General features: G+C 71.6%; 21 protein-coding genes. 8 read left to right on the plus strand and 13 right to left on the minus strand.

All coding sequences use genetic code 11. From position 1 onward, the window contains the following. Nucleotides 1-470 precede the first annotated feature (470 nt). The 3 genes from TR49_RS02195 to TR49_RS44875 all read right to left on the minus strand — a co-directional run bounded on the left by TR49_RS02195 (nt 471) and on the right by TR49_RS44875 (nt 2143). The gene (locus TR49_RS02195) at nt 471-878 is read right to left on the minus strand and encodes an NUDIX domain-containing protein (protein ID WP_042377018.1); all 408 of its coding nucleotides are present in this window, start codon (nt 876-878) and stop codon (nt 471-473) included. Between the two features lie 143 nt (nt 879-1021). Beyond that, complete coding sequence (locus TR49_RS02200; RefSeq protein ID WP_042376551.1) at nt 1022-1465, minus strand: RpiB/LacA/LacB family sugar-phosphate isomerase; 444 nt, start codon at nt 1463-1465, stop codon at nt 1022-1024. 15 nt (nt 1466-1480) lie between these two features. Beyond that, nucleotides 1481-2143 (minus strand): TetR/AcrR family transcriptional regulator, encoded by a 663-nt coding sequence (locus TR49_RS44875; RefSeq protein WP_052433918.1) that lies wholly within the window; start codon nt 2141-2143, stop codon nt 1481-1483. 155 nt (nt 2144-2298) lie between these two features. Between TR49_RS44875 and TR49_RS02210 the strand changes: the two genes are divergently transcribed. Further along, complete coding sequence (locus tag TR49_RS02210) at nt 2299-4566, plus strand: MMPL family transporter (protein WP_042376554.1); 2268 nt, start codon at nt 2299-2301, stop codon at nt 4564-4566. An 83-nt stretch (nt 4567-4649) separates the two neighbouring features. On the opposite strand, the gene TR49_RS02215 is transcribed toward TR49_RS02210, so the two are convergent. The 3 genes from TR49_RS02215 to ychF form a co-directional block, all read right to left on the minus strand. After that, on the minus strand, nt 4650-6365 hold the full coding sequence (locus TR49_RS02215; protein ID WP_052433920.1) for a DUF885 domain-containing protein: 1716 nt from the start codon (nt 6363-6365) through the stop codon (nt 4650-4652). Nucleotides 6366-6497: 132 nt separating this feature from the next. Beyond that, entirely contained in the window at nt 6498-7898 is a 1401-nt protein-coding gene (locus TR49_RS02220) for an FtsW/RodA/SpoVE family cell cycle protein (protein WP_236653185.1), read from the minus strand. 188 nt (nt 7899-8086) lie between these two features. After that, the gene (gene ychF / locus TR49_RS02225) at nt 8087-9160 is read right to left on the minus strand and encodes a redox-regulated ATPase YchF (protein ID WP_042376558.1); all 1074 of its coding nucleotides are present in this window, start codon (nt 9158-9160) and stop codon (nt 8087-8089) included. Nucleotides 9161-9317: 157 nt separating this feature from the next. Between ychF and TR49_RS02230 the strand changes: the two genes are divergently transcribed. Next, on the plus strand, nt 9318-9821 hold the full coding sequence (locus TR49_RS02230) for a DUF6542 domain-containing protein (RefSeq protein ID WP_152627022.1): 504 nt from the start codon (nt 9318-9320) through the stop codon (nt 9819-9821). Between the two features lie 66 nt (nt 9822-9887). On the opposite strand, the gene ppgK is transcribed toward TR49_RS02230, so the two are convergent. Together ppgK and TR49_RS02240 are read right to left on the minus strand one after the other, a co-directional pair. Further along, a complete protein-coding gene (ppgK, locus tag TR49_RS02235; protein ID WP_042377023.1) occupies nt 9888-10640 on the minus strand; it encodes a polyphosphate--glucose phosphotransferase in 753 nt (250 codons plus the stop codon). 167 nt (nt 10641-10807) lie between these two features. Then, the gene (locus tag TR49_RS02240) at nt 10808-11788 is read right to left on the minus strand and encodes a 4-hydroxy-3-methylbut-2-enyl diphosphate reductase (RefSeq protein ID WP_084724483.1); all 981 of its coding nucleotides are present in this window, start codon (nt 11786-11788) and stop codon (nt 10808-10810) included. Nucleotides 11789-11900: 112 nt separating this feature from the next. Here TR49_RS02240 and xseA point away from each other — a divergent pair, with 112 nt between their 5' ends. Further along, a complete protein-coding gene (xseA, locus tag TR49_RS02245; protein WP_042376564.1) occupies nt 11901-13151 on the plus strand; it encodes an exodeoxyribonuclease VII large subunit in 1251 nt (416 codons plus the stop codon). An 87-nt stretch (nt 13152-13238) separates the two neighbouring features. Here xseA and TR49_RS02250 read toward each other — a convergent pair whose 3' ends face one another. Next, nucleotides 13239-13721, minus strand: a complete 483-nt coding sequence (locus TR49_RS02250; RefSeq protein WP_042376566.1) for a GNAT family N-acetyltransferase — start codon at nt 13719-13721, stop codon at nt 13239-13241. A 57-nt stretch (nt 13722-13778) separates the two neighbouring features. Here TR49_RS02250 and TR49_RS02255 point away from each other — a divergent pair, with 57 nt between their 5' ends. Together TR49_RS02255 and TR49_RS02260 are read left to right on the plus strand one after the other, a co-directional pair. Further along, nucleotides 13779-14108: an exodeoxyribonuclease VII small subunit gene (locus TR49_RS02255; protein ID WP_084724484.1), complete on the plus strand. Its 330-nt coding sequence runs from the start codon at nt 13779-13781 to the stop codon at nt 14106-14108. Between the two features lie 114 nt (nt 14109-14222). Next, nucleotides 14223-14822: a malonic semialdehyde reductase gene (locus TR49_RS02260; protein ID WP_042376568.1), complete on the plus strand. Its 600-nt coding sequence runs from the start codon at nt 14223-14225 to the stop codon at nt 14820-14822. A gap of 124 nt (nt 14823-14946) precedes the next feature. Here TR49_RS02260 and TR49_RS02265 read toward each other — a convergent pair whose 3' ends face one another. Then, nucleotides 14947-15501, minus strand: a complete 555-nt coding sequence (locus TR49_RS02265; RefSeq protein ID WP_236653186.1) for a DUF4245 domain-containing protein — start codon at nt 15499-15501, stop codon at nt 14947-14949. Between the two features lie 185 nt (nt 15502-15686). On the opposite strand from TR49_RS02265, the gene glpX reads away from it, so the two are divergent. Further along, nucleotides 15687-16727: a class II fructose-bisphosphatase gene (gene glpX, locus TR49_RS02270; RefSeq protein WP_042376571.1), complete on the plus strand. Its 1041-nt coding sequence runs from the start codon at nt 15687-15689 to the stop codon at nt 16725-16727. Between the two features lie 92 nt (nt 16728-16819). Here the strand turns inward: glpX and TR49_RS02275 are convergent, their stop codons facing one another. Then, nucleotides 16820-17179 (minus strand): WhiB family transcriptional regulator, encoded by a 360-nt coding sequence (locus TR49_RS02275; protein ID WP_439654067.1) that lies wholly within the window; start codon nt 17177-17179, stop codon nt 16820-16822. Between the two features lie 274 nt (nt 17180-17453). Then, a complete protein-coding gene (locus TR49_RS02280; protein WP_042376574.1) occupies nt 17454-18212 on the minus strand; it encodes a DUF1707 SHOCT-like domain-containing protein in 759 nt (252 codons plus the stop codon). 149 nt (nt 18213-18361) lie between these two features. Between TR49_RS02280 and TR49_RS02285 the strand changes: the two genes are divergently transcribed. Both TR49_RS02285 and TR49_RS02290 read left to right on the plus strand, forming a co-directional pair. Next, the gene (locus tag TR49_RS02285; RefSeq protein WP_042376575.1) at nt 18362-20020 is read left to right on the plus strand and encodes a fumarate hydratase; all 1659 of its coding nucleotides are present in this window, start codon (nt 18362-18364) and stop codon (nt 20018-20020) included. A 214-nt stretch (nt 20021-20234) separates the two neighbouring features. After that, complete coding sequence (locus tag TR49_RS02290) at nt 20235-21620, plus strand: class II fumarate hydratase (RefSeq protein WP_042376577.1); 1386 nt, start codon at nt 20235-20237, stop codon at nt 21618-21620. Nucleotides 21621-21662: 42 nt separating this feature from the next. Here the strand turns inward: TR49_RS02290 and TR49_RS02295 are convergent. Next, the coding region (locus tag TR49_RS02295; RefSeq protein ID WP_042376580.1) for a carbohydrate binding domain-containing protein at nt 21663-22068 on the minus strand (406 nt) is incomplete at its 5' end.

Consider the following 22068-nt stretch of genomic DNA (forward strand, 5'->3'; position numbering starts at 1 on the left):
AGGCGGACGGTGGCGCAGGCGCGGGCGTCGACCAGTACCGCCGCCGGGGGCGACGAGAGTGTCCGCGTCACCGAGGCAGGCCACATCCGGTACCCGACGGCTGAGGCGGTCGAGCGATGCCGCAGCCGGTGCCCAGCCTCCAATCCTGGCCGCGTCGGCCGCGGGCATCGCGGAGCGCCGCCCGGGCCGAAGTCCGGGCGGATCTCGCAGGCCCAAGGCCGAGGGCACCCCTCGGACCGACCCGGGGGAACCCTGCGGGCCCAACGCCGGGGGCGCCCGCCCGGACCGAAGGCGGGGGGCATCACTCGGACCGACGCCGGAGGGGCCCTGCAGGCCCAACGCCAGGGCACCTGCCAGGCCGAAGGCCGGGGGCACCCCTCGGACCGACGCCGGGGGGACCCTGCGGGCCCGACGCCGGGGCGCCCGCCCGGGCCGAGGCTGGCGCCGCACGACGGCGTGTGCGTCTGTGTCTAGAGCAACCTGGCCACGTGCGGCAGCGCGAAGCGGTCCTGCGGGAGCCAGTCGACCGAGTCCAGCGTGGCCGCGTCGAGCCAGCGCAGTTCGTCGTGGTCCTGGAGGGGGCGGGGCTCGCCCGACAGCAGCTCCGCCGTCCAGATCTGCAGCTCTAGCCCCGGCCGGACCTCCCACGCGCCGGGCAGACGCTCCACCGCCCGGGCGGTGACGCCCAGCTCCTCCAGCAGCTCCCGCTCCAGCGCCGCCGGCACGCTCTCCCCGGGCTCGACCTTTCCCCCTGGGAACTCCCAGCGGCCCGCCAGCGCCTCCGGCGCGGACCGGCGCGCGGCCAGGACGCGACGACCCCGGTCACCACCTGCGTCGAGAAGCGCTGCCCCCACGACGACCCGGGCGGCCTGCGCCACCCAGTACAGCTGCTTGTGCCCCCGCGCCTCGAACTCCGCTGCGGCGGCCTCCGCCTCCCCGCGGACGTCGAACCGGGCCATCTCCACGCGGTTGCCGTTGTCGTCCTGACGCATCAGGATCCAGCCGGTCCGGGCGCCGCCGCTCATCCGAGGCCGATCCGGCCGAGGTGGGCGATGTTCTCCTGGTCGTCCGGTTCCTGGCTGGGCGCACCGTCGAACCACGCGTCGAGGATCTCCGACAGCATCGGGGTCGAGGTCAGCCGCAGGCTCAGCGCGAGGACGTTGGCGTCGTTCCAGCGGCGCGCACCGCCCGCGGTGTAGCTGTCGGTGCACAGGGCGGCGCGAACGCCCGGAAGCTTGTTGGCGGCGATCGAGGCGCCCGTGCCGGTCCAGCAGCAGACGACGGCCTGGTCGGCGCGGCCTTCGACGACGTCGCGCGCCGCGGCCTCGCTGCAGAAGGCCCAGTCCTCCTTCTCGTCCGGCTGCAGCGCACCGTGCCTGATCACCGAGTGGCCCCGGCGTTGGAGCTCGGCGACCAGTTGCCGGGCGACGCCCTCGTCCATGTCGGAGGAAACCGAGATCCGCATACGGGAAGCGTAGCTTCAGCCCGGTACGTCCAGGCAGGCGAAGGCCCGCTCCACGAGGTCGACCGGGTCGACCAGGAGTCGCTCCGTCTCGGGGACGCTCCCGTAGGCCAGCCGAACGGCTCGCAGCACGCCGACGCCGGCGCGGCTCAGCACCGAAGCCCGCAACGCGACGGCCCCCGGTTCGCCCCCCTCGCGCGACAGCCGCTCCGTGAACGCCACGGCCACCGCCTGCTCCATGTCGTGGAGCAGGTGCTTGTCGCCGCGCCCGTCGGTGCGGCCGTCGGGGCGGGTGATCCCGTGCACTGGACCGGAGCCGGCGAGCAGCACCGCGGGGTTGGTCCCGTGGCGGCGGGCGACCTCCAGAACGGCGTTGCGCAGGGCGAGCAGCGGCGGCTCGGAGGCGGGACGGTCGCGGATCTCGGCGGCGAGCAACGGCACCAGGTCGCGGACCTGCTGCAGGACCAGGCTCTCCTTGCTCGGGAAGTAGCGGAAGAAGGTGCGCTCCCCGACGCCGGCGGCCGCGGCGATGTCCCGGACGGTCGTCGCGTCGTAGCCGCGCTCCTGGAAGAGCCGGCCGGCGGCCTCGATCAGGGCCTCGTGGGTGCGGCGCCTGTTCTGCTCCCGCCGGCCCTCGGCCTGCTCGCTCAGGGGCGCGGATCCTCCTGCGGTCGTGTCCACGCACCCAGCATCTCAGCCTTGAGGATGAAACTGGCAGTTCTGCCACTTTGCTAACGTGGCAGAACTGCCAGTTTTTCGGATCGCGGTCACCCTGCACCGCGGTCGCCCTGCACCGCGGTCTTCCTGCACCGCAATCGCCATCGACCGGAGCCCCCATGCCCACCGTTCTCCACCGCCTCGGCAGGTTCGCCTTCCGCCACCGCCGCAGCGTGCTCGCGCTCTGGCTGGCGGTCGTGGCCGCCGTGGTCGCCTGCACCGTCGCCTTCGGCGGCAGCGGCAAGTTCGACAACACCTTCTCGATCCCCGGCTCGGAGTCGCAGCAGGCCCTGGACCGGATGAAGACCGACTTCCCGACCTCCTCGGGCACCAGCGCGCAGATCGTCTTCACCGCCCCGCCCGGACAGAAGGTCACCGACCCGGCGGATGCCGCCGCGATCCGCGCCGCCGTGAACGCCGCGTCCACCGCGCCGCAGGTGGCCCGGGTGGTCAGCCCGTTCGACGCCCGCACCGTCTCACCCGACGGCACCACCGCGGTCGCGCAGGTCCAGTACGAGGTGCCGAGCAGCAGCCTCGCCCCCGGCTCGCTGGACGCGCTGAAGTCGGCCGTCTCGACCTCCGTCTCCCACGGCGCCGAGTCGGGCATGAAGACCCAGGTGGGCGGTGCCGCATACGGCAACGCTCCGGGCAAGTCCGACAGCGATCTGATCGGCGTCGGGATCGCACTGCTCATCCTGGTCGTCACCTTCGGCTCGCTGCTGAGCGCCGGGATACCGCTGGTGACCGCCGTCTTCGGGGTGGCCACGGCGATCTTCGGGCTGCTCTCGCTGACCGGCGTCGTCGCCATCTCGTCCACGGCGCAGAGCCTGGCCCTGATGATCGGCCTGGCCGTGGGCATCGACTACGCGCTCTTCATCCTCACCCGCCACCGCTCCCAACTCGCCCAGGGCATGGACCCGGAGGAGTCCACGGCGCTGGCCGTCGGCACGGCGGGCAGCGCGGTCGTCTTCGCCGGACTGACCGTCGTGATCGCCATGGCGGGGCTCACCGTGGTCGGCATCCCGTTCCTGACCGCGATGGGACTGGCCGCGGCGGGCGCGGTCCTCACCGCGGTCCTGGTGGCGACCACCCTGCTGCCCGCGTTGCTCGGCTTCGCCGGCGCACGCCTGACGCCTCGTCCGGGCTCGCGCGCGGCCCGCCGCGAGGCGGCGGCGAATGCGACCGCCGACGCCGGCAAGGGCCGGGCCGCCAACGCGGCCGAGGCGTGGTTCCGTCAGGTCACCCGCCGTCCGATGCTCGCCCTCGCGGCGGTCGCGGTCGCCGTCGGCGCGCTCGCCTGGCCGGCGCACTCCATGAAGCTCGCCCTCCCCGACAACGGCACCGCGCCGGCAGGCAGTTCACAGCGCGTCGCCTACGACGAGATCAGCCAGAAGTTCGGCCCGGGCTTCAACGGTCCGCTGCTCGTCCTCGCCGACACCGGCGGCAGCGCCGACCCCCAGCAGGCGGCCGGGCAGATCGCCACGACCCTGCACGGCCTCCCGGATGTCGCCGCCGTCGGCAAGCCGGTCCTCAACCCGGCCACGCACACCGCGCTGATCCAGGTCGTCCCCCGGACCGGCCCCAGCGACAGCGCGACGAAGACCCTGGTCAACACGATCCGCGACGACCGCTCCGCGATCCAGCGGCAGACGGGCGCGGCGATCCAGGTCACCGGCAGCACCGCGGTCCAGATCGACGTCGCCGCCAAGCTCAACGCGGCACTGCTGCCCTTCGCCGCCGTCGTGGTCGGGCTGTCGCTGCTCCTGCTGCTCCTGGTCTTCCGCTCGGTCGTGGTGCCGCTCAAGGCCGCCGCCGGTTTCGTCCTGTCCATCGCGGCCACCCTGGGCGCGGTCGTCTCCGTCTTCCAACTCGGGCACCTGGGCGGCCTGTTCGGCCTGGACACCACCGGCCCGATCAGCAGCTTCCTGCCGATCCTGCTGCTGGCCGTGCTCTTCGGCCTCGCCATGGACTACGAGGTCTTCCTCGTCTCCCGCATGCGCGAGTCCTACACCGCCACCGGCGACCCGCTCCAGGCCGTCCACGCCGGCGCCCGCCACAGCGGCCGGGTCGTCACGGCGGCCGCGCTCATCATGATCTCCGTCTTCGCAGCCTTCCTCGGCACGGACAGCATCATGCTCAAGCAGATCGCCTTCGCCCTGGCCACCGGCGTGCTGCTGGACGCCTTCGTGATCCGCATGACCTTCGTCCCGGCCGTCCTCGCCCTCACCCGCCGCGCCGCCTGGTGGCTTCCGCGCCCGCTGGCCCGCCTCCTCCCGGACCTCGACATCGAGGGCGAACGCCTCCAGCACGCCATCGCGCACCCGGGCCCGGATGCCGCCCCGGCCGTCCCGGCCACGGACGCCCGCCAGCCGCATCCCGTCGACTGAGCCCCGTCCGAGGAGGCCGCCGGACCGGGTGCGGGGTCCGGCGGCCTCCTGGCGAGCCTGCTCGGGCCCGAACCGCTTCGGCGCTACCGCGCCGGTACCCCGTCCTTCACCCACTCGCCGACGGAGGCGGCCAGCACGTCGAGCGGCATCGACCCGTCGGCCAGCACGAGATCGTGGAACTCCGCGATGTCGAAGGCCGACCCGAGCCCCGCCCTTGCCTCGTCCCGAAGCTGCTCCAGCCGCACCTGCCCGACCATGTACGACAGCGCCTGTCCCGGAACCGCGATGTAGCGGTCGATCTCGTTCTCGACCGCCTCGGACGACCGGTCCGAGTTGGCGCGCAGATACGTGAGGGCCCGCCCCCTGGACCAGCCCAAGCCGTGGATGCCGGTGTCGACCACGAGACGCGCCGCCCGCATCAACGACTCGGTGCACATCCCGAGGCGCGCCTCCGGTGAACCGTAGAGCCCCATCGCGTCGGCGAGGCGCTCCGCGTAGAGACCCCAGCCCTCCGAATGCGCGGAGAACCGACGGTGCCGCCGGAAGTCCGGCAGGTCGTCGCCACCGGCCGCCACCGAGACCTGCAGATGGTGGCCGGGCACCCCCTCGTGAAAGGCGAGCGCCTCGACCCCGCCCACCGGTCGCCCCACGGCCTGACGGGTGTTCACCCACATCACACCGGGCCGGGTGCCGTCCGCCGACGGCCACAGGTAGTAGGCGGCTGCTCCGCCGCCCGCCTGATGCGGATCCAGCTCACGGATCTCGCAGTCCGGCAACCGGTGGTCCCTGAACCACCCCGGCAGAGCCTCCTGCGCGCGGCGGTGGGCGGCGCGGATGCAGTCCAGCACGTCCTCGGGCCCGTCGAAGATCCGGCCCCCACCGGTTCGCGCCCGCTGCAGGACCGCCTCGCACCGACCCGTCCCGAACACCGTCTCGCCCAGCTCGCCGATCTCGTCCCGGAGTTCGGCGACCCGTTCGAGTCCCAGCCGGTGGATCTCCTCGGCCGTGTACGCGGTCGTGGTGTAGAGGCGCATCTCCGCGCCGTAGGCCTGCTCGCCTCCTGGCAGGTGGCACAGACCAGGGTGTTCGTCGTCCCGGGCCACCGGTAGCAGCTCGTCCGCCCATACCGACCGCAGCCGCACGAGCGCGGGCCGGACGTGGGCCCGCAGGGCTCCGACCGCCTTGGCCTGCCAGCCGTCGTCCGGGCCGGTCGCCGCGAACAGCGGCCGCAGCAACGGGTCCGTCGCCGGATCGCCGGCCAGGTAGCCGTCCAACTGCCGCACTGCGGAACGCACTCCGGACGCCACGGGGAGCCGGCCGTCCGCCCGCGCCCGCCGGTAGCGCAGCCCGAGCGCGTCGAAGTACCCGCCCAGCGCCTCCAGTCGGCAGACGAAGGCCTCGGCCGTCGCATCGTCCGGCAGGGACGCGTGACCGACCATGGACAGCGTCATCGAGAGGTCTCCCCCGATGCTCCCGGACACGGAAACCTCGCCCGTGCCGGCTTCCAGACTGTCCGCCTCAAGCCGCAGGCGCTCCAGCAGGATGGCGCGGGTCAGCGCCTGCGAGCGGTCCAACCCGGACGGATCGACCCGTTCCCCGCGCGCCGCGAACGCGCGCAGCCGCGCCACCCACCGCGCGTCCGCCTCCCGCGAGGGGTCGGCGACCCGGGACCCGTACCCGGCGAAACCGAGCGTCGTGGCGAAGACGGGCTGCGTGTCGAGATGCCCCCGGAAGTAGTCGGCCGCGAGCCGCTCCAACTCCTCGGCCGCCTCGCCGTTCGCCCCACTCACCGCTGCCACGCAGAACCACCCCTCGTCGACGGAACAGGCACATCCTTGTTCTATCCGGCCCACGTCCGAAGTATGGGTGTGAACATGCCACTTTGCCGATGTATCTGCGCTCGATCCGATCCGGTCCCGTCGACGAGACGTCTATGACACAGCGTCAATCCTCCCCTGGATCTCGGCAGCACTGATGGTCAGGGTCTCCGCCGGGTTCGGCGCGGGCCGGCGCTCGGTGCGCCCGGCCGCGTCGCTGAGCTTGATCAGCAGGGCGGCGAGCAGCCAGTTGGCCACCGCCGAGGAGCCGCCCTGGGAGAGGTAGGGCAGGGCTTTGCCGGTCTCGGGCAGCAGGCCGATGACGCCGCCGGCGACGACGAAGACCTGCAGCACGACGACGCACCCGAGCCCGGCGGCGAGCAGCTTGCCGAAGGGGTCCGTGAGAGTGATCGCGGTCCGCCAGCCGCGGTGGGCCAGCAACAGGTAGAGCGTCAACAGGGCCATGACCCCGGCGGTGCCGAGCTCCTCGGCGAACGCGCCGAGGATCCAGTCGCTGCGCCCCGCCGAGCGGATCAGCCACGGCTCCCCCTGGCCGAGACCGGTGCCGAGGATGCCGCCGTGGGCGAGCGCGAACAGGGCCTGGGCGGGCTGCTCGGTCACCGTCGGGTTCGGCAGGAACGCGTCCATCGGGTGCAGCCAGGCGGTGACTCGCTGGCCGACGTGCGAGGAGGTCGCGCCGACCGCACCACCGCCGACCACCGCCAGCAGCAGGCCGACCGCCACCCAGCCGACCCGCTCGGTCGCCACGTAGAGCATCAGGATGAAGATGCCGAAGACGATCAGCGACGTCCCCAGGTCGACCTCGACGACCAGCACCAGCAGACACACCACCCACACCGCCAGCAGCGGGCCGAGATCCCGCATCCGCGGCAGGCTCACCCCCCAGACGCGGCGGCCGACCAGGACGAGCGCGTCCCGGTTGGCCATCAGGTAGCCCGCGAAGAACGCGATCATGCCGAGCTTGGCGAACTCGTCCGGTTCGAGGTGGGCCGGGCCGATCGAGATCCAGCGCTTGGCCCCGTTCACGGCCGGGAAGAACGCGGGGGCCATCAGCAGCACCAGCGAGCCGGCCATCGTCAGGTAGGTGTAGCGCTGCAGCACCCGGTGATGCTTCACCACCACCAGCGCGGCGGCGAAGAGCAGTACTGCGAGGACGGTCCACTGCGCCTGCTGCGGCGCCTCCGGGGCGCGCTCCGAGGCGTTGAGGCCGACGAGAGCGTAGGAGATGTCCAGCCGGTGCACCATGGCCAGCCCGAGCCCGGTCAGCAGCACCACGATCGGCAGGATCAGCGGGTCGGCGTAGCGTGCCCAGCGCCGGACCGCGGCATGCGCCGCCAACGCGAGGGCGCCGAGGCCGCCGCAGACCATCGCGAACGATCCCGGCAGGGTGCCGTGCAACGCCAACTCGGCGCTCGCATCCGCCCCGGCAGCGACCGCGACCGCCGCCACCACCAGCCCCAACTCGACGTTCCGGCGTCGAACCGTCGCCTCCACGCATCCCCCCATCGCAGTCAGCCGTATGGCTGGACCTTGAGAAGGGGACGTAGTACGTACGCGTCCGGTTGCCCCGATGGCGCCTCAACTTCTCGGCCTGGATGTGACGTGGTCGAGAAAAGCCGAAGCGGCCCGGAACACTCCGAAGAGCGACCGGGCCGCCGCCGTGGCTCTGGCTTGCTCAGACGTCAGACGTTGAAGCGGAACTCCACCACGTCGCCGTCCTGCATGACGTAGTCCTTGCCCTCCATGCGGGCGCGGCCCTTGGCGCGAGCCTCGGCGATGGAGCCGAGTTCGACCAGGTCGCCGTAGGAGACGATCTCGGCCTTGATGAAGCCGCGCTGGAAGTCGGTGTGGATCACGCCGGCCGCCTCGGGCGCGGTGGCGCCCTTCTTGATCGTCCAGGCGCGGGCCTCCTTGGGGCCGGCCGTGAGGTAGGTCTGGAGGCCGAGCGTGTCGAAGCCGACGCGGGCGAGGGTGGCCAGGCCCGGCTCCTCGACGCCCATCTCCTGGAGCAGCTCCAGCGCCTCGTCGTCCTCCAGCTCGATCAGCTCGGACTCGATCTTGGCGTTGAGGAAGATCGCCTCCGCCGGGGCGACCAGCGCGCGCTGGGCGTCCTTGAACGCCTCGTCCGCGAGCTCGGCCTCGTCCACGTTGAAGACGTAGAGGAAGGGCTTGGCCGTCAGCAGGTGCAGGTCGCGCAGCGGCGCGAGGTCCAGGCCGGCGGCGAAGACGGTGGTGCCGGACTCGAGGACCTTCTGGGCCTCCTCGACGGCGGCAAGCTGCGAGGCGGTCTCCTTCTTCAGCCGCGCCTCCTTCTGCAGACGCGGCAGGACCTTCTCGATGGTCTGCAGGTCGGCCAGGATCAGCTCGGTGTTGATGGTCTCGATGTCGTCCTTCGGCGAGACCTTGCCGTCGACGTGGACCACGTCCGGGTCGCTGAAGGCGCGGATGACCTGGCAGATCGCGTCGGACTCGCGGATGTTCGCGAGGAACTTGTTGCCCAGGCCCTCACCCTCGCTCGCGCCGCGCACGATGCCGGCGATGTCGACGAAGTCGACCGTCGCGGGGAGCTTGCGCTGGGAGCCGAAGATCTCGGCCAGCTTGTCCAGACGCGGGTCCGGCACACCGACGACGCCGACGTTGGGCTCGATGGTGGCGAAGGGGTAGTTGGCCGCCAGCACGTCGTTCTTGGTCAGGGCGTTGAACAGGGTCGACTTGCCGACATTCGGCAGGCCGACGATTCCGATCGTGAGCGACATGGTGGCGTGAGTCCCGGGTTCGAGGAGGCGAGAGCGTACAGCCCCCCAGTCTACGGTTTGCCGCGGTTACGCCCGAACGGCTCAATCGCATGCCCTGGTTCGCCGATCGGCGTGTCTGTGCCCTTGTCCGGCGTTCATCCGACCGTACGTTGGTCACGTGGAGTACCGAACCAGCCGCGCACAGCCCGGGACGGAGCGGAACATGGCCCTGCCCAAGCCCGCACGTTCGCCCGAGGCGCTGGTGCGCCCGGCCCGACCGGTGACCCCGAACACCCGGGGCCCCCAGCGGCTGACCGCGATCGGCTGCGGCCTGCTGCTCCTCGTCACGTGCCTGGCCGCCGGGGCACTGGACTCGCTGCTGTTCGACAGCTCGGGCGTGCTGCTCGGCCTCGTCTACATCGCCGCGAGCTTCCAGGCGTCCGTCAAGGTCCGCTCCTCCGATCTGGCGGCGGCGCCGATCAGCGGACCGATCTGCTTCGCGCTGGCGCTGCTCTTCTTCGGTCCCGACCTCGGTCCCGGCTGGGGAGGCCACGTGATCGGGCTGGCGGAGGCGCTCGCGCTGGACGCGGGTTGGCTCTTCGCCGGAACGGGGCTCAGCGTCGCCATCGCGGTGGCACGCCACTTCTCGCTCTCGCACGCGAGGAAGAAGGCGCAGTTCTGAGGGTGTCGCGGCCGACCGGTCCTGGTCGTGCCGAGCTCCTGGCGGGCCGGCCTCGACAGGGCCGGGTCAGCTCAGAGTGGCCAGGCGGGACGCCTGCATCGCCGCGCCGATGATCCCCGCGTCGTTCTGCAGCTGCGCCGGGACGATCTCCGCGCGCAGCGGCTTCAGCAGCGGCAGGAACTTGTTCGCCTTACGGCTGACTCCGCCGCCGATGATGATCAGCTGCGGCGAGAAGAGCATCTCCACGTGGGCGAAGTAGTCGTCCAGACGCGACGCCCACTGCGACCAGGAGAGGTCGTGCTTCTCCCGGGCGGCCGAGCTGGCGTGCTTCTCCGCGTCCTTGCCGTGCAGCTCCAGGTGGCCGAGCTCGGTGTTCGGCACCAGGTTGCCGTCGACGAACAGGGCGCTGCCGATGCCGGTGCCGAGCGTCAGCATCAGCACCACGCCGTCGCGGCCCTTGCCCGCGCCGAAGCGGACCTCGGCCAGGCCCGCCGCGTCGGCGTCGTTGATCACCGCGACCGGGCGCCCGCCCAGCGCGTCCGCGAAGAGCCCCGCGGCGTCCGCGCCGATCCAGCCCTTGTCGACGTTGGCGGCGGTGCGCGTGTGGCCGTCGACCACGACGCCGGGGAAGGTGATGCCGACCGGCCCCTGCCAGTCGAACTGCTCCACGACCTCCCGCACCGCGCCGGCCACGGCCGTCGGCTCGGAGGGCTGGGGCGTGAGCACCTTGAAGCGCTCCTGGGCCAGCCGGCCGTTCTCGAGGTCTGCGGGCGCGCCCTTGATGCCGGACCCGCCGATGTCCACTCCGAAGACAGTCACGCAGTCCACGCTACGTGCGGCGGCCGGAACCCGCCCGGAACTCGGGCGGGTTCCTCCCGATTCGTCAGCCGTACCGGTTACCCGGCGGCCTGCTCGGAACCCCGTGCGAGCGCCTGCGCGGGCGCCCTTACGGCCACCCGCCGCACGTCACTCCGCGTTACCCCACGTCACTCGGCGCCCGGCGAGCCGGCCTCGCTGCGCAGGTCCCGGCGGAGCTCCTTGGGCAGGGAGAACTGCAGGTGCTCCTCGACCGAGGTGACCGACTCGACGTCGCCGAAGCCGCGCTCGGCAAGCCACTCCAGCACGCCCTGGACCAGGATCTCCGGCACCGACGCCCCGCTGGTGACGCCGATCGTGGACACGCCCTCCAGCCAGGTCTCGTCGATCTCGTCTGCGAAGTCGACCAGGTGGGCGTCCTTGGCGCCGGCCTCCAGGGAGACCTCGACCAGGCGGACCGAGTTGGAGGAGTTCTTCGAGCCGACCACGATGACCAGGTCGGCCTCGGCCGCGATCTGCTTGATGATCACCTGACGGTTCTGCGTCGCGTAGCAGATGTCGTCGCTGGGCGGGCTGGTCAGCAGCGGGAAGCGCTGCTTGAGCGCGTCCACCGTCTGCATGGTCTCGTCGACGGAGAGGGTGGTCTGGGACAGCCAGACGACCCGGGACTCGTCGCGGACCTTGACGTGTGCCACGTCCTCGGCGCCGTCGACGAGGTGCGTCCGCTCCGGCGCCTCGCCCATGGTGCCGATGACCTCCTCGTGGCCCTCGTGGCCGATGAGGAGGATGTCGTAGTCCTCGCTCGCGAACCGCAGCGCTTCCTTGTGCACCTTGGTGACCAGCGGGCAGGTCGCGTCGATGGTCGCCAGCTTGCCGGCCTTGGCCTCGTCGTGGACGGAGGGTGCGACGCCGTGCGCGGAGAAGACGACGATGTTGCCCTCGGGCACCTCCTCCGTCTCGTCGACGAAGATCGCGCCCTTCTTCTCCAGCGTCTGCACCACGTACTTGTTGTGGACGATCTCCTTGCGGACGTAGATCGGCGCCCCGTACTGCTCCAGGGCCTTCTCCACGGTGATCACGGCACGGTCGACGCCCGCGCAGTAGCCACGCGGGGAGGCGAGCAGGACACGGCGAGCAGCGGTAGCAGACATGTGGCCCAGCCTACCGCCCGCCCCCACGGCGAACCGCGCCGGAAAGGCCTGGCTCGAGCGCTCCGGAGTGCGCGTTCCCGGCCTTGTCACCGGCTCCCCGTACGCTCGGGGCATGGCACTCGAGACCTCGCCCGACTCCCCCATCCCCGTGAGCCGTGTGTCCGCGCTCATCGGCGGGTGGATCCAACGGCTCGGCGCGGTCTGGGTCGAGGGGCAGATCACCGAGTTGAGTCCGCGTCCGGGCGCCGGGGTGGTGTTCCTGACGCTGCGTGACCCCTCCGCCAACGTCTCGATCTCCGTCACCTGCTACCGCTCCGTCTTCGACCCCGTCGCTCAGCTGATCCAGCCCGGCTCGCGGATCGTCGTGCACGCCAAGCCCGAGTGGTACACGCCGCGCGGGACGCTCTCGCTGCGCGCCGCCGAGATCCGGCTGGTCGGACTGGGGGACCTGCTCGCCCGCCTGGAGCTGCTGAAGCGCAGCCTCGGCGCGGAAGGCCTGTTCGCGGCGGAGCGCAAGCGGCCGCTGCCGTTCCTGCCGCAGTGCATCGGGCTGGTGACGGGCCGCGCCAGCGCCGCCGAGCGGGACGTGCTGCAGAACGCCCGGCGGCGCTGGCCGGCCGTGCGCTTCGAGGTACGGAACGTGCCCGTGCAGGGCGCCTACGCCGTGCCCGAGGTGATCACGGCGATCAAGGAGCTCGACGCCCACCCGGAGGTGGACGTGATCATCGTCGCGCGCGGCGGCGGCAGCGTCGAGGACCTGCTGCCGTTCTCCGACGAGGCGCTGATCCGCGCCGTCGCCGAGGCCCGCACGCCCGTCGTCAGCGCGATCGGGCACGAGCCGGACCAGCCGCTGCTCGACTTCGTCGCGGACCTGCGCGCCTCGACGCCGACGGACGCGGCCAAGCGCGTCGTTCCGGACGTGCGGGAGGAGCTCGCGCGGGTCCACGCGCTGCGGGACCGGGCGCGGCGGACGATAGAGGGCCGCCTGCACCGGGAGGAGGCGGGGCTGGCGAGCATCCGTACCCGCCCGGCGCTCGCTGCACCGCACCGGCTGATCGACGACCGAGCGGCGGAGGTCCGCTCGCTGGTCGAGCGCTCGCGTCGCACGCTCGGCCACCGCCTCGACCGGGCCGCGACGGAACTGCACCACACCCTGGCCCGGGTGGTCGCCCTCTCCCCCGCGGCGACCTTGCAGCGCGGTTACGCGGTACTGCAGCGCACGTCGGACGGCGGCGCGGTGGTGCGCGCGCCGGGCGAGGTGTCGGTCGGCGAGGAGCTGCGGGCCCGGGTGGCCGAGGGCGCCTTCACCGTGACGGTCAGCACGATCGCCGGCGACGCGGGCGAGGCCTCGCCGGAGGTCTGAGTCCGGAGGTCTGGCCCCGCAGGTCCGAGTCCGGAGGTCTGGCCCGGCAGGTCTGGCCCCGGCGGTCCGAGCCTGGACGACGGCGCGTCAGCGCGGCGTCGTGCGGGAGAGCGGGGTCGAGTACTCGGTGAACCCGAGTTCCCGGTAGAGACCCTGGCCCAGCGAACTGGCGTGGAGGTCGAGCCGGGTGGCGCCCTTCTCGTCGAACCAGGCCAGCAGCGCCTCGGTGCAGGCACGGGCGTAGCCGCGGCGGCGGCGGTCCGGGTCGGTGCAGATGTTGAAGACAAAGCCGAACAGCCCGTCGGGATGGCCGGGACCGGGCAGCCGTTGCTCCAGGGTGCCCACCGCGCAGGCCGCGAGCCGTCCGGGGCGTTCGTCGTCGTCCACGACGAAGACACCGAGGACGGGACCGCCCGTGTCGCCGTCCAGGCCGGCGCGCAGAAGCTTCTCGGTGAGCGGCCTCCAGTCGCCGGAGGCGGCCGGCGCGTGCGTCATCGAGGCGAACATGACCTCGCGCAGGCGGACCAGCTCGGGGGCGTCGTCTGGCAGGGCGGGGCGCACACTGATCATGGCCGGACCCTAGTCGCGCCATCACACGTTGTCAGCCGCATTCCATAGGCTGGGCGCATGGCGAAGACAGGGCCCGGGGCGAACACGGGCGCGCAGACGAGCGCGAAGTCGGGCACGAGTGCGGGCGGCGGCAACGGCCAGGACGTGCTGGGCTACGAGCAGGCCCGGGAGGAGCTGCTCGACGTGGTGCGTCGGCTGGAGACCGGGGGCGGCACGCTGGAGGAGTCGCTGGCGCTGTGGGAGCGCGGCGAGGAGCTGGCCCGCGTGTGCGAGCGCTGGTTGGACGGCGCCCGTGCCCGGCTGGACGCCGCGCTCGCCGCCGACGAGGAGCGCGACGCGGACGAGGCGGACGAGGACGACGAGGAAGAAGGGCCAGAGGAGGAGTGAGCCCGGTCACGTAGCCGGCCACCTGCTTGGGAAATAGTTGAAGCTTCACCTACGTTGGAGATCAGCGGTGACGCCCCCGGTCACCGCCGACCGATCTTCTTCTGAGGTGTGAACATGACCGACGTCCTCGCTCTCGACTCTGCGGCCCAGGACCTGCTCTTCCGTGAGGCCCGCACCGCGAACGCCTTCACGGACGAGCCCGTCACCGACGAGCAGATCCAGGCGATCTACGACCTGGTGAAGTACGCGCCGACCTCGATGAACATGCAGCCGCTGCGCGTCGTCCTGGTGCGCTCCGCCGAGGCCCGCGAGCGCCTGGTCGACCTGATGGCCGACGGCAACAAGGAGAAGACCGCCAAGGCCCCGCTGGTCGCCATCCTGGCTACCGACCACGAGTTCCACGAGGAGCTGCCGACGCAGTTCCCGCACTTCCCCCAGGCGAAGGACGCCGTGTTCGGCGAGCGCCCGGTCCGTGAGACGGCCGGCTCCTTCAACGCCGCCCTGCAGATCGGCTACTTCATCATCGGCGTCCGCGCCGCCGGCCTGGCTGCCGGTCCGATGACGGGCTTCGACGCCGAGGGCATCAACAAGGAGTTCTTCCGCGACGGCGAGCACGGCGTGCTGGCGGTTGTGAACATCGGCAAGCCGGGCGAGAACGCCTGGTACCCGCGCAGCCCGCGCCTGGCCTACGACGAGGTCGTCACCACGGTCTGAGCCGGCCCGGGCCGTACACAGCCCGAGCCGTACACAGCCAGGAGCCCCGACCGAGTACCGCCCGGTCGGGGCTCCTGGCTGTGTACGCGCCGGTTCGAACTCCGGGCTGTGTACGGGGCGACCGTCAGTGGTCGGTGAGCTTCGCGGCGAAATCGCCCAGCTTGGCGAAGGTCTCGGTGCCGTAGACGACCGTCGTGCCCTTGGTGCCCTTCAGCACGATCGCCTGGTAGCGGCTGCCCTGGTAGTGGGTCCACGCCGTGCCGTTCACCAGCGTCGTCGCGGGGGTCTTCTGTCCGTCCAGCGTCGCGTCGTGGATGACGGAGTCCGCCGGGGCGTTGCTCTGCTCGATCGCGACGTACTGCCCCTCCGGGTCGATGAAGCCGAGCGTCCACACGGCCGCCTCCGGGTTGGAGGCGTCGAAGTTGACGGAGGTGGCCTTCCAGGTCGAGGGCAGGGCCTGCGGCGGCGGCGCCAGCAGCGGATAGGGCGCGGCGCGGCGGGCGGAGAGAACCGAGTCCTGGTACTGGACCGGGGGCACGCCGCTGCCGCCGCTGTGCGGGATGAAGAGGTAGATCACTATCCCGGCCGCCAGCACTGCCGCCAGCGACAACACCATGTCGCGCACGGATTTGGCGGCCATCCCCGGCCGCTTGCGCACTGTCACGTTCTCGGTTGCCACCCCACCATGGTGAACCATCGCCGTCGCGCCCCCGCCCGCGGGGTGCCGGCAGACCGCCGACGTGCCCCCTCCGTGCCCTGCGCGTAGCCTTCACGTGCCGGGCGCCACAGACATCGGTCCAGGTCGAAGATACGATCGCAACACCCTCATTCCGGCCGTCGGCGTACAGAGAGGTACGGAAATCGATGACCGAGCAGCACCAGAACCGTCTGCCTTCGTCCCTGGAGGTCGCCCCCGAGGCACCTGACCGCAACCTCGCCCTCGAACTCGTACGCGTGACCGAGGCCGCCGCCATGGCGGCCGGCCGCTGGGTCGGCAAGGGCGAGAAGAACGGCGCGGACGGAGCGGCCGTCCGCGCGATGCGCACGCTCGTCCACACCGTCTCGATGAACGGCGTCGTCGTCATCGGCGAGGGGGAGAAGGACGAGGCCCCCATGCTTTTCAACGGCGAGCGGATCGGCGACGGCACCGGTGCGGAGTGCGACGTCGCGGTGGACCCGATCGACGGGACCACGCTGACCGCGAAGGGCATGCCGAACGCGCTCTCGGTGCTGGCGGTGGCGGACCGCGGCACGATGTTCGACCCGAGTGCGGTCTTCTACATGGACAAGCTGGTCGCCGGCCCCGAGGCGGCGGGCGTGGTCGACATCACCGCGCCGGTCGCGCACAACGTGCAGGTCGTGGCCCGCGCCAAGGGCAAGGCGCCGGAGGACGTGACGGTGGTCCTGCTGGACCGCCCGCGTCACGAGAAGCTGGCCCAGGAGATCCGCGAGGCGGGCGCCCGGATCAAGTTCATCTCCGACGGCGACGTCGCGGGCGCGGTCATGGCGGTCCGCGAAGGCACCGGCGTCGACCTGCTGCTCGGCATCGGCGGCACCCCCGAGGGCATCATCGCGGCCTGCGCGATCAAGTGCCTCGGCGGCGTGATCCAGGGCAAGCTCTGGCCGAAGGACGCCGCGGAGCGGCAGAAGGCGCTGGACGCCGGTCACGACCTGGACCGTGTGCTGCACACGGACGACCTGGTCAGCGGCGAGAACGTGTTCTTCGTCGCGACCGGCATCACCGATGGCGAGCTGCTGCGCGGGGTCCACTACCGCTCCGAGACGGCGACCACCAGCTCGCTGGTCATGCGCTCCAAGAGCGGGACGATCCGGCAGATCGACTCGGTGCACCGCCTGTCGAAGCTCCGCGCCTACAGCGCGATCGACTTCGACCGGGCGAAGTAGCGCTCGGAGCTTCACGCGGGGCTTCGCACCTTCGGAAGCGAGCGGCACCTCAAGGGGCGCGGGGAATGTTCCCCGCGCCCCTTGGCGTACCTCTAGCCCGCGATGCGGAGGTCCTGGTCGTGGCGGCGACGGCGGGTGAGGATCACCCGACGCTCGGCCGCGGTGAGGCCGCCCCAGACGCCGTAGGGCTCAGGCAGGTCGAGGGCGTGCTCGCGGCACTCCAGCAGGACGGGGCAGCGGGCGCAGACCTGCTTGGCCTGCTCCTCGCGCGCCAGGCGCGCGGCCGTCGGCTCCTTGGAGGGGGCGAAGAAGAGCCCTGCCTCGTCACGGCGGCAGGCCGCGCCCGTGTGCCAGGGGTTGTCCTCCGGATCCGGGCCACGCTGCGCCGGTACCGTGCTGTCCGCGACGCGGGGGCGGAAGACATCCTGACGGGACGCGATCGGATGCAGCACGGCGCACTCCTGACGACGGGCCGGGGGAGGGTACACGAACTCGCGCGCAACGTCGCGGCGTTGGGGGACGCCATGGTGACGTTGCGACAGTGCGATGTGAAACGGGATCTACCCCGGCGTACACCGATTCATGCACACGGCACACAACCCGATCGACAGACTGTCATATGACAAAGCCTTTGGCTCGCACCACGCTTGACAATGACGCAGCCGGAAAGGCGACCGGTCGAAAGGACGTGCAGGCGCGGAGGGAAGGACAGTTGCGGCGAGCCGCCTACGGGTGCCGCCGGTCCTTCAGGGCCCGCAAGGGACCGCGGCGACGAGACGCGGAGACGCCTCCGAAGATCGCCCTGCCGCGGATGGTGACGACCGGACCGTTCGGGTCCGTGCCCTCCTCCTCGCGGACGTCGAAGCCGCCGAAGATGCCCGCGCCGCCGCCGTGCAGGGAGACGTTGTCAGGGACCTTCACTTCGACGCCGCCGAAGATCGCGTCGACCTCGATGACCAGCTCCGGTGCGTCGAAGACGGCCTCGGTCAGGTCGATGGTGATGCCGCCGAAGATCGCCCTGGCCCGCATCTGGCGGCCCGCGCGGAACCGCCCCTTGCGGACCGAGCCGCCGAAGATCGCCACGATCTGGTTGGAGCCGGAGGCCGGGGCGGGCTCCTCGACCGGGGCGGGCGCCGCCACGGGCTGCGACTGGACCCGGTCGTGGGCCGGGAGGTCGCGGGTCAGCGGGACCAGTTCGCCGAGCGTCTTCGCCGCATAGGCGGCGTCCAGGCGCTGCGAGTGCTCCTCGGCGTCGAGCCGGCCCTCGGCGTAGGCGTCGCGCAGCGCCGCGGCCACCCGCTCGCGGTCCGCGTCCGAGGCGCGGAGGTCCCCCGCCGCGGGCTCGGCGAACGGCCGTCCGGCCGGCTGTGCCGACTGAACCGACGGGGACGACTGCTGTGGAGCCGCCTTCGGAGCGGGCTGGTTCTGCGGAGTCGTCTCCGGGAGGCGGTCCGGTTCCGGCGCTGACGACGAGGAGTTGTCCACGGCCCGAGGATAGTCAGCGGTCCCGTCAAGTGGCCAGTGACGTGTGATCCCGCGCACCCTCCCGGCACCGCCCAAGGGGGCCGTCAGACCGGTCGATACCCTGGAAGGCGCGCCGACGACGACGCCTGACCGTGAAGGACTGTCCGCCCATGCCCGAGTTCGCCTACACCGACCTGCTTCCGCTGGGGAAGGACGACACCCCGTACCGGCTGATCACCTCCGAGGGCGTCAGCACGTTCGAGGCGAACGGCCGCACCTTCCTGCAGGTCGAGCCGGAGGCCCTGCGCCTGCTGGCCGCCGAGGCCATGCACGACATCTCCCACTACCTGCGCCCGGCCCACCTGACCCAGCTGCGCCGGATCCTCGACGACCCGGAGGCGAGCCCGAACGACAAGTTCGTCGCGCTCGACCTGCTGAAGAACGCCAACATCGCCGCGGCCGGCGTGCTGCCGATGTGCCAGGACACCGGCACCGCGATCGTCATGGGCAAGCGCGGGCAGGGCGTCCTCACCTCGGGCGGCGACGAGGAGGCGCTCTCGCGCGGCGTGTACGACGCGTACACCAAGCTCAACCTGCGCTACTCGCAGATGGCCCCGCTGACCATGTGGGACGAGAAGAACACGGGCTCCAACCTGCCTGCGCAGATCGAGCTCTACGCGACCGACGGCGACGCCTACAAGTTCCTCTTCATGGCCAAGGGCGGCGGCTCGGCCAACAAGTCGTTCCTGTTCCAGGAGACCAAGGCGGTCCTGAACGAGGCCTCGATGATGGCCTTCCTGGAGCAGAAGATCCGCTCCCTCGGCACGGCCGCCTGCCCGCCGTACCACCTGGCCATCGTCGTCGGCGGCACCAGCGCCGAGTTCGCGCTGAAGACGGCGAAGTACGCCTCCGCGCACTACCTGGACACGCTGCCGACGGAGGGCTCCCCCACCGGCCACGGCTTCCGCGACCTGGAGCTGGAGAAGAAGGTCTTCGAGCTCACCCAGAAGCTGGGTATCGGCGCGCAGTTCGGCGGCAAGTACTTCTGCCACGACGTGCGCGTGGTCCGCCTGCCGCGACACGGCGCGTCGCTGCCGGTCGCCATCGCGGTCTCCTGCTCCGCTGACCGCCAGGCGGTCGCGAAGATCACCGCCGAGGGCGTCTTCCTGGAGCAGTTGGAGCGCGACCCGGCCCGCTTCCTGCCCGACACCACGGACGAGCACCTCAGCGACAACGTCGTCACCATCGACCTCAACCGGCCGATGGACGAGATCCGCGCCGAGCTGAGCAAGCACCCGGTCAAGACCCGCCTGTCGCTGACCGGCACCCTGGTCGTGGCGCGCGACATCGCGCACGCCAAGATCAAGGAGCGCCTCGACGCGGGCGACGGCATGCCGCAGTACCTGAAGGACCACCCGGTCTACTACGCGGGCCCTGCCAAGACCCCCGAGGGCTACGCCTCCGGCTCCTTCGGCCCGACCACGGCCGGCCGCATGGACTCCTACGTCGACCAGTTCCAGGCCGCGGGCGGCTCCATGGTCATGCTGGCCAAGGGCAACCGCTCCCAGCAGGTCACCGACGCCTGCGGCAAGCACGGCGGCTTCTACCTCGGCTCCATCGGCGGCCCGGCCGCGCGTCTCGCGCAGGACTGCATCAAGAAGGTCGAGGTCCTGGAGTACGCGGAGCTCGGCATGGAGGCGGTCTGGCGGATCGAGGTCGAGGACTTCCCGGCGTTCATCGTGGTGGACGACAAGGGGAACGACTTCTTCACCGACCCGGGCCCGGTCCAGCCGCTGATCACCAACATCCCGGTCGGCCCGAAGGGCTGAGCCGGGACATGTGACGAGCCCGGTCGGCCCGAAGGGCTGAGCCGGGACATGTGACGAGCCCGGTCGGCCCGAAGGGCTGACCGCTCGCCCTCACTCGTAAGGAGGCCCCCGCCCAGCGCAGGGGCCTCCTGTCGTTCGCCTGCGGTACGTACGGTGACGCCCTCGGCGCGTCCGGGGCGGGAACAGCGGGGCGTGCTGGAATGCTGATCGGAACATGGAAAAGTTCCGGATCGAGCACGACTCGATGGGTGAGGTTCGCGTCCCCGCCGAGGCCAAGTGGGGTGCGCAGACGCAGCGCGCGGTGGAGAACTTCCCGATCTCGGGGCAGCGGCTGGAGCGCGCGCACATCGCCGCGCTGGCGCAGATCAAGGCGGCCGCAGCGAAGGTGAACGCGAAGCTGGGGGTGCTGGACGCGGAGACCGCGGGGGCGATCCGCAGTGCGGCCAAGGAGGTCGCGGCCGGGCAGTGGGACGACCAGTTCCCCATCGACGTGTTCCAGACCGGGTCCGGGACCTCGTCCAACATGAATGTGAACGAGGTCGTCGCGACGCTGGCGGGTGAACGGCTCGGTCGGCCGGTGCATCCGAACGACCACGTCAACGCGAGCCAGTCGTCCAACGACGTCTTCCCGAGCTCGATCCACATCGCCGCGACCGCAGCCGTCACCCACGACCTGATCCCGGCGCTGAACCACCTCGCCGACGCGCTCGCGCGCAAATCCGAGGAGTTCGCGACGGTGGTCAAGTCCGGCCGCACCCACCTGATGGATGCGACGCCGGTGACACTCGGGCAGGAGTTCGGCGGCTATGCCGCTCAGGTCCGCCACGGAGTGGAGCGGCTGCGCGCGGCGCTGCCGCGTGTCGCGGAGCTGCCGCTGGGCGGGACTGCGGTGGGGACGGGGATCAACACGCCGACCGGCTTCTCCGCCGCGGTGATCGCGGAGGTGGCGAAGGCCACGGGGCTGCCACTCACGGAGGCCCGCGACCACTTCGAGGCGCAGGGCGCGCGGGACGGCCTGGTCGAGCTGAGCGGTCAGCTGCGCACGATCGCCGTCGGGTTCACGAAGATCTCCAACGACCTGCGCTGGATGGGCTCCGGGCCGCGCACCGGCCTCGGCGAGATCAACCTGCCGGACCTGCAGCCGGGCTCGTCGATCATGCCGGGCAAGGTGAACCCGGTGATCCCCGAGGCCACGCTGATGGTGGCGGCCCAGGTCATCGGGAACGACACCACCGTCACGGTGGCGGGGGCGAGCGGCAACTTCGAGCTGAACGTGATGCTGCCGGTGCTGGCCCGGAACGTGCTGGAGTCGGTGCGGCTGCTCGCCAACGTCGCGCGGCTGCTCGCGGACCGGACGATCGACGGCGTGACGGCCAACGTGGAGCGGCTGCGCGAGTACGCGGAGTCCTCCCCGTCGGTGGTCACGCCGCTCAACCGCTACCTCGGCTACGAGGAGGCCGCGAAGATCGCCAAGCAGGCCCTGGCGGAGCGCAAGACGATCCGCCAGGTCGTGGTCGAACGCGGTCATGTGGCGGCGGGGCGGATCACCGAGGAGCAGCTCGACCAGGCTCTGGACGTGCTGCGGATGACCCGCCCCTGAGCTGCCGTCACCTCAGCGGCAGCCGTTCGTGCGACCGCGGCGTCAGCTCACGCTGAAGTCGTCGGCGTCGACGTTGCCCTGCGCGTACCAACCGTGGACGTAGACGGTCACCGTCCCGCTGGCGCCGGTGGTGAAGGGCACCGTCAGCTTGTTCCAGGTGGTGCCGCTGGACCAGGTGCTGGCGCTGGCGCCGCCGCTCACGCCGATGTAGGCGTACGGGCCCTGCACCCAACCGGTCAGTGTGTAGCTGTGGTTGGGCTGCAGGGTGACGGTCTGGTCGCACTCGCCGGTGGTGCCGGACGTCGGCGTCACCTGCAGCGCGTGGCTGCCGGAGTGGACCGGGCTGCTCACCACGACGCTGCCGGACTGGCAGGTCCACGGGCTGAGGCTGCCGCTCTCGAACCCGCCGTTGGTCAGCGCGCCGGAGCCGCCTCCGCCGCTCGCGTTG

This window comes from Streptacidiphilus melanogenes, from assembly GCF_000787835.1.
In the GTDB taxonomy this organism is placed as follows: Bacteria; Actinomycetota; Actinomycetes; order Streptomycetales; family Streptomycetaceae; genus Streptacidiphilus; species Streptacidiphilus melanogenes.

Excerpts from the sequence above, each read along its gene's own strand:
- ychF (WP_042376558.1), bottom strand. The coding sequence starts at position 9,160 with ATGTCGCTCACGATCGGAATCGTCGGCCTGCCGAATGTCGGCAAGTCG.
- TR49_RS02255 (WP_084724484.1), top strand. The coding sequence starts at position 13,779 with ATGGCGAAGACAGGGCCCGGGGCGAACACGGGCGCGCAGACGAGCGCG.
- TR49_RS02200 (WP_042376551.1), bottom strand. The coding sequence starts at position 1,465 with ATGCGGATCTCGGTTTCCTCCGACATGGACGAGGGCGTCGCCCGGCAA.
- TR49_RS02210 (WP_042376554.1), top strand. The coding sequence starts at position 2,299 with ATGCCCACCGTTCTCCACCGCCTCGGCAGGTTCGCCTTCCGCCACCGC.
- TR49_RS02240 (WP_084724483.1), bottom strand. The coding sequence starts at position 11,788 with ATGTCTGCTACCGCTGCTCGCCGTGTCCTGCTCGCCTCCCCGCGTGGC.
- TR49_RS02290 (WP_042376577.1), top strand. The coding sequence starts at position 20,235 with ATGGAAAAGTTCCGGATCGAGCACGACTCGATGGGTGAGGTTCGCGTC.
- TR49_RS02250 (WP_042376566.1), bottom strand. The coding sequence starts at position 13,721 with ATGATCAGTGTGCGCCCCGCCCTGCCAGACGACGCCCCCGAGCTGGTC.
- TR49_RS02260 (WP_042376568.1), top strand. The coding sequence starts at position 14,223 with ATGACCGACGTCCTCGCTCTCGACTCTGCGGCCCAGGACCTGCTCTTC.
- xseA (WP_042376564.1), top strand. The coding sequence starts at position 11,901 with ATGGCACTCGAGACCTCGCCCGACTCCCCCATCCCCGTGAGCCGTGTG.
- glpX (WP_042376571.1), top strand. The coding sequence starts at position 15,687 with ATGACCGAGCAGCACCAGAACCGTCTGCCTTCGTCCCTGGAGGTCGCC.
- TR49_RS02285 (WP_042376575.1), top strand. The coding sequence starts at position 18,362 with ATGCCCGAGTTCGCCTACACCGACCTGCTTCCGCTGGGGAAGGACGAC.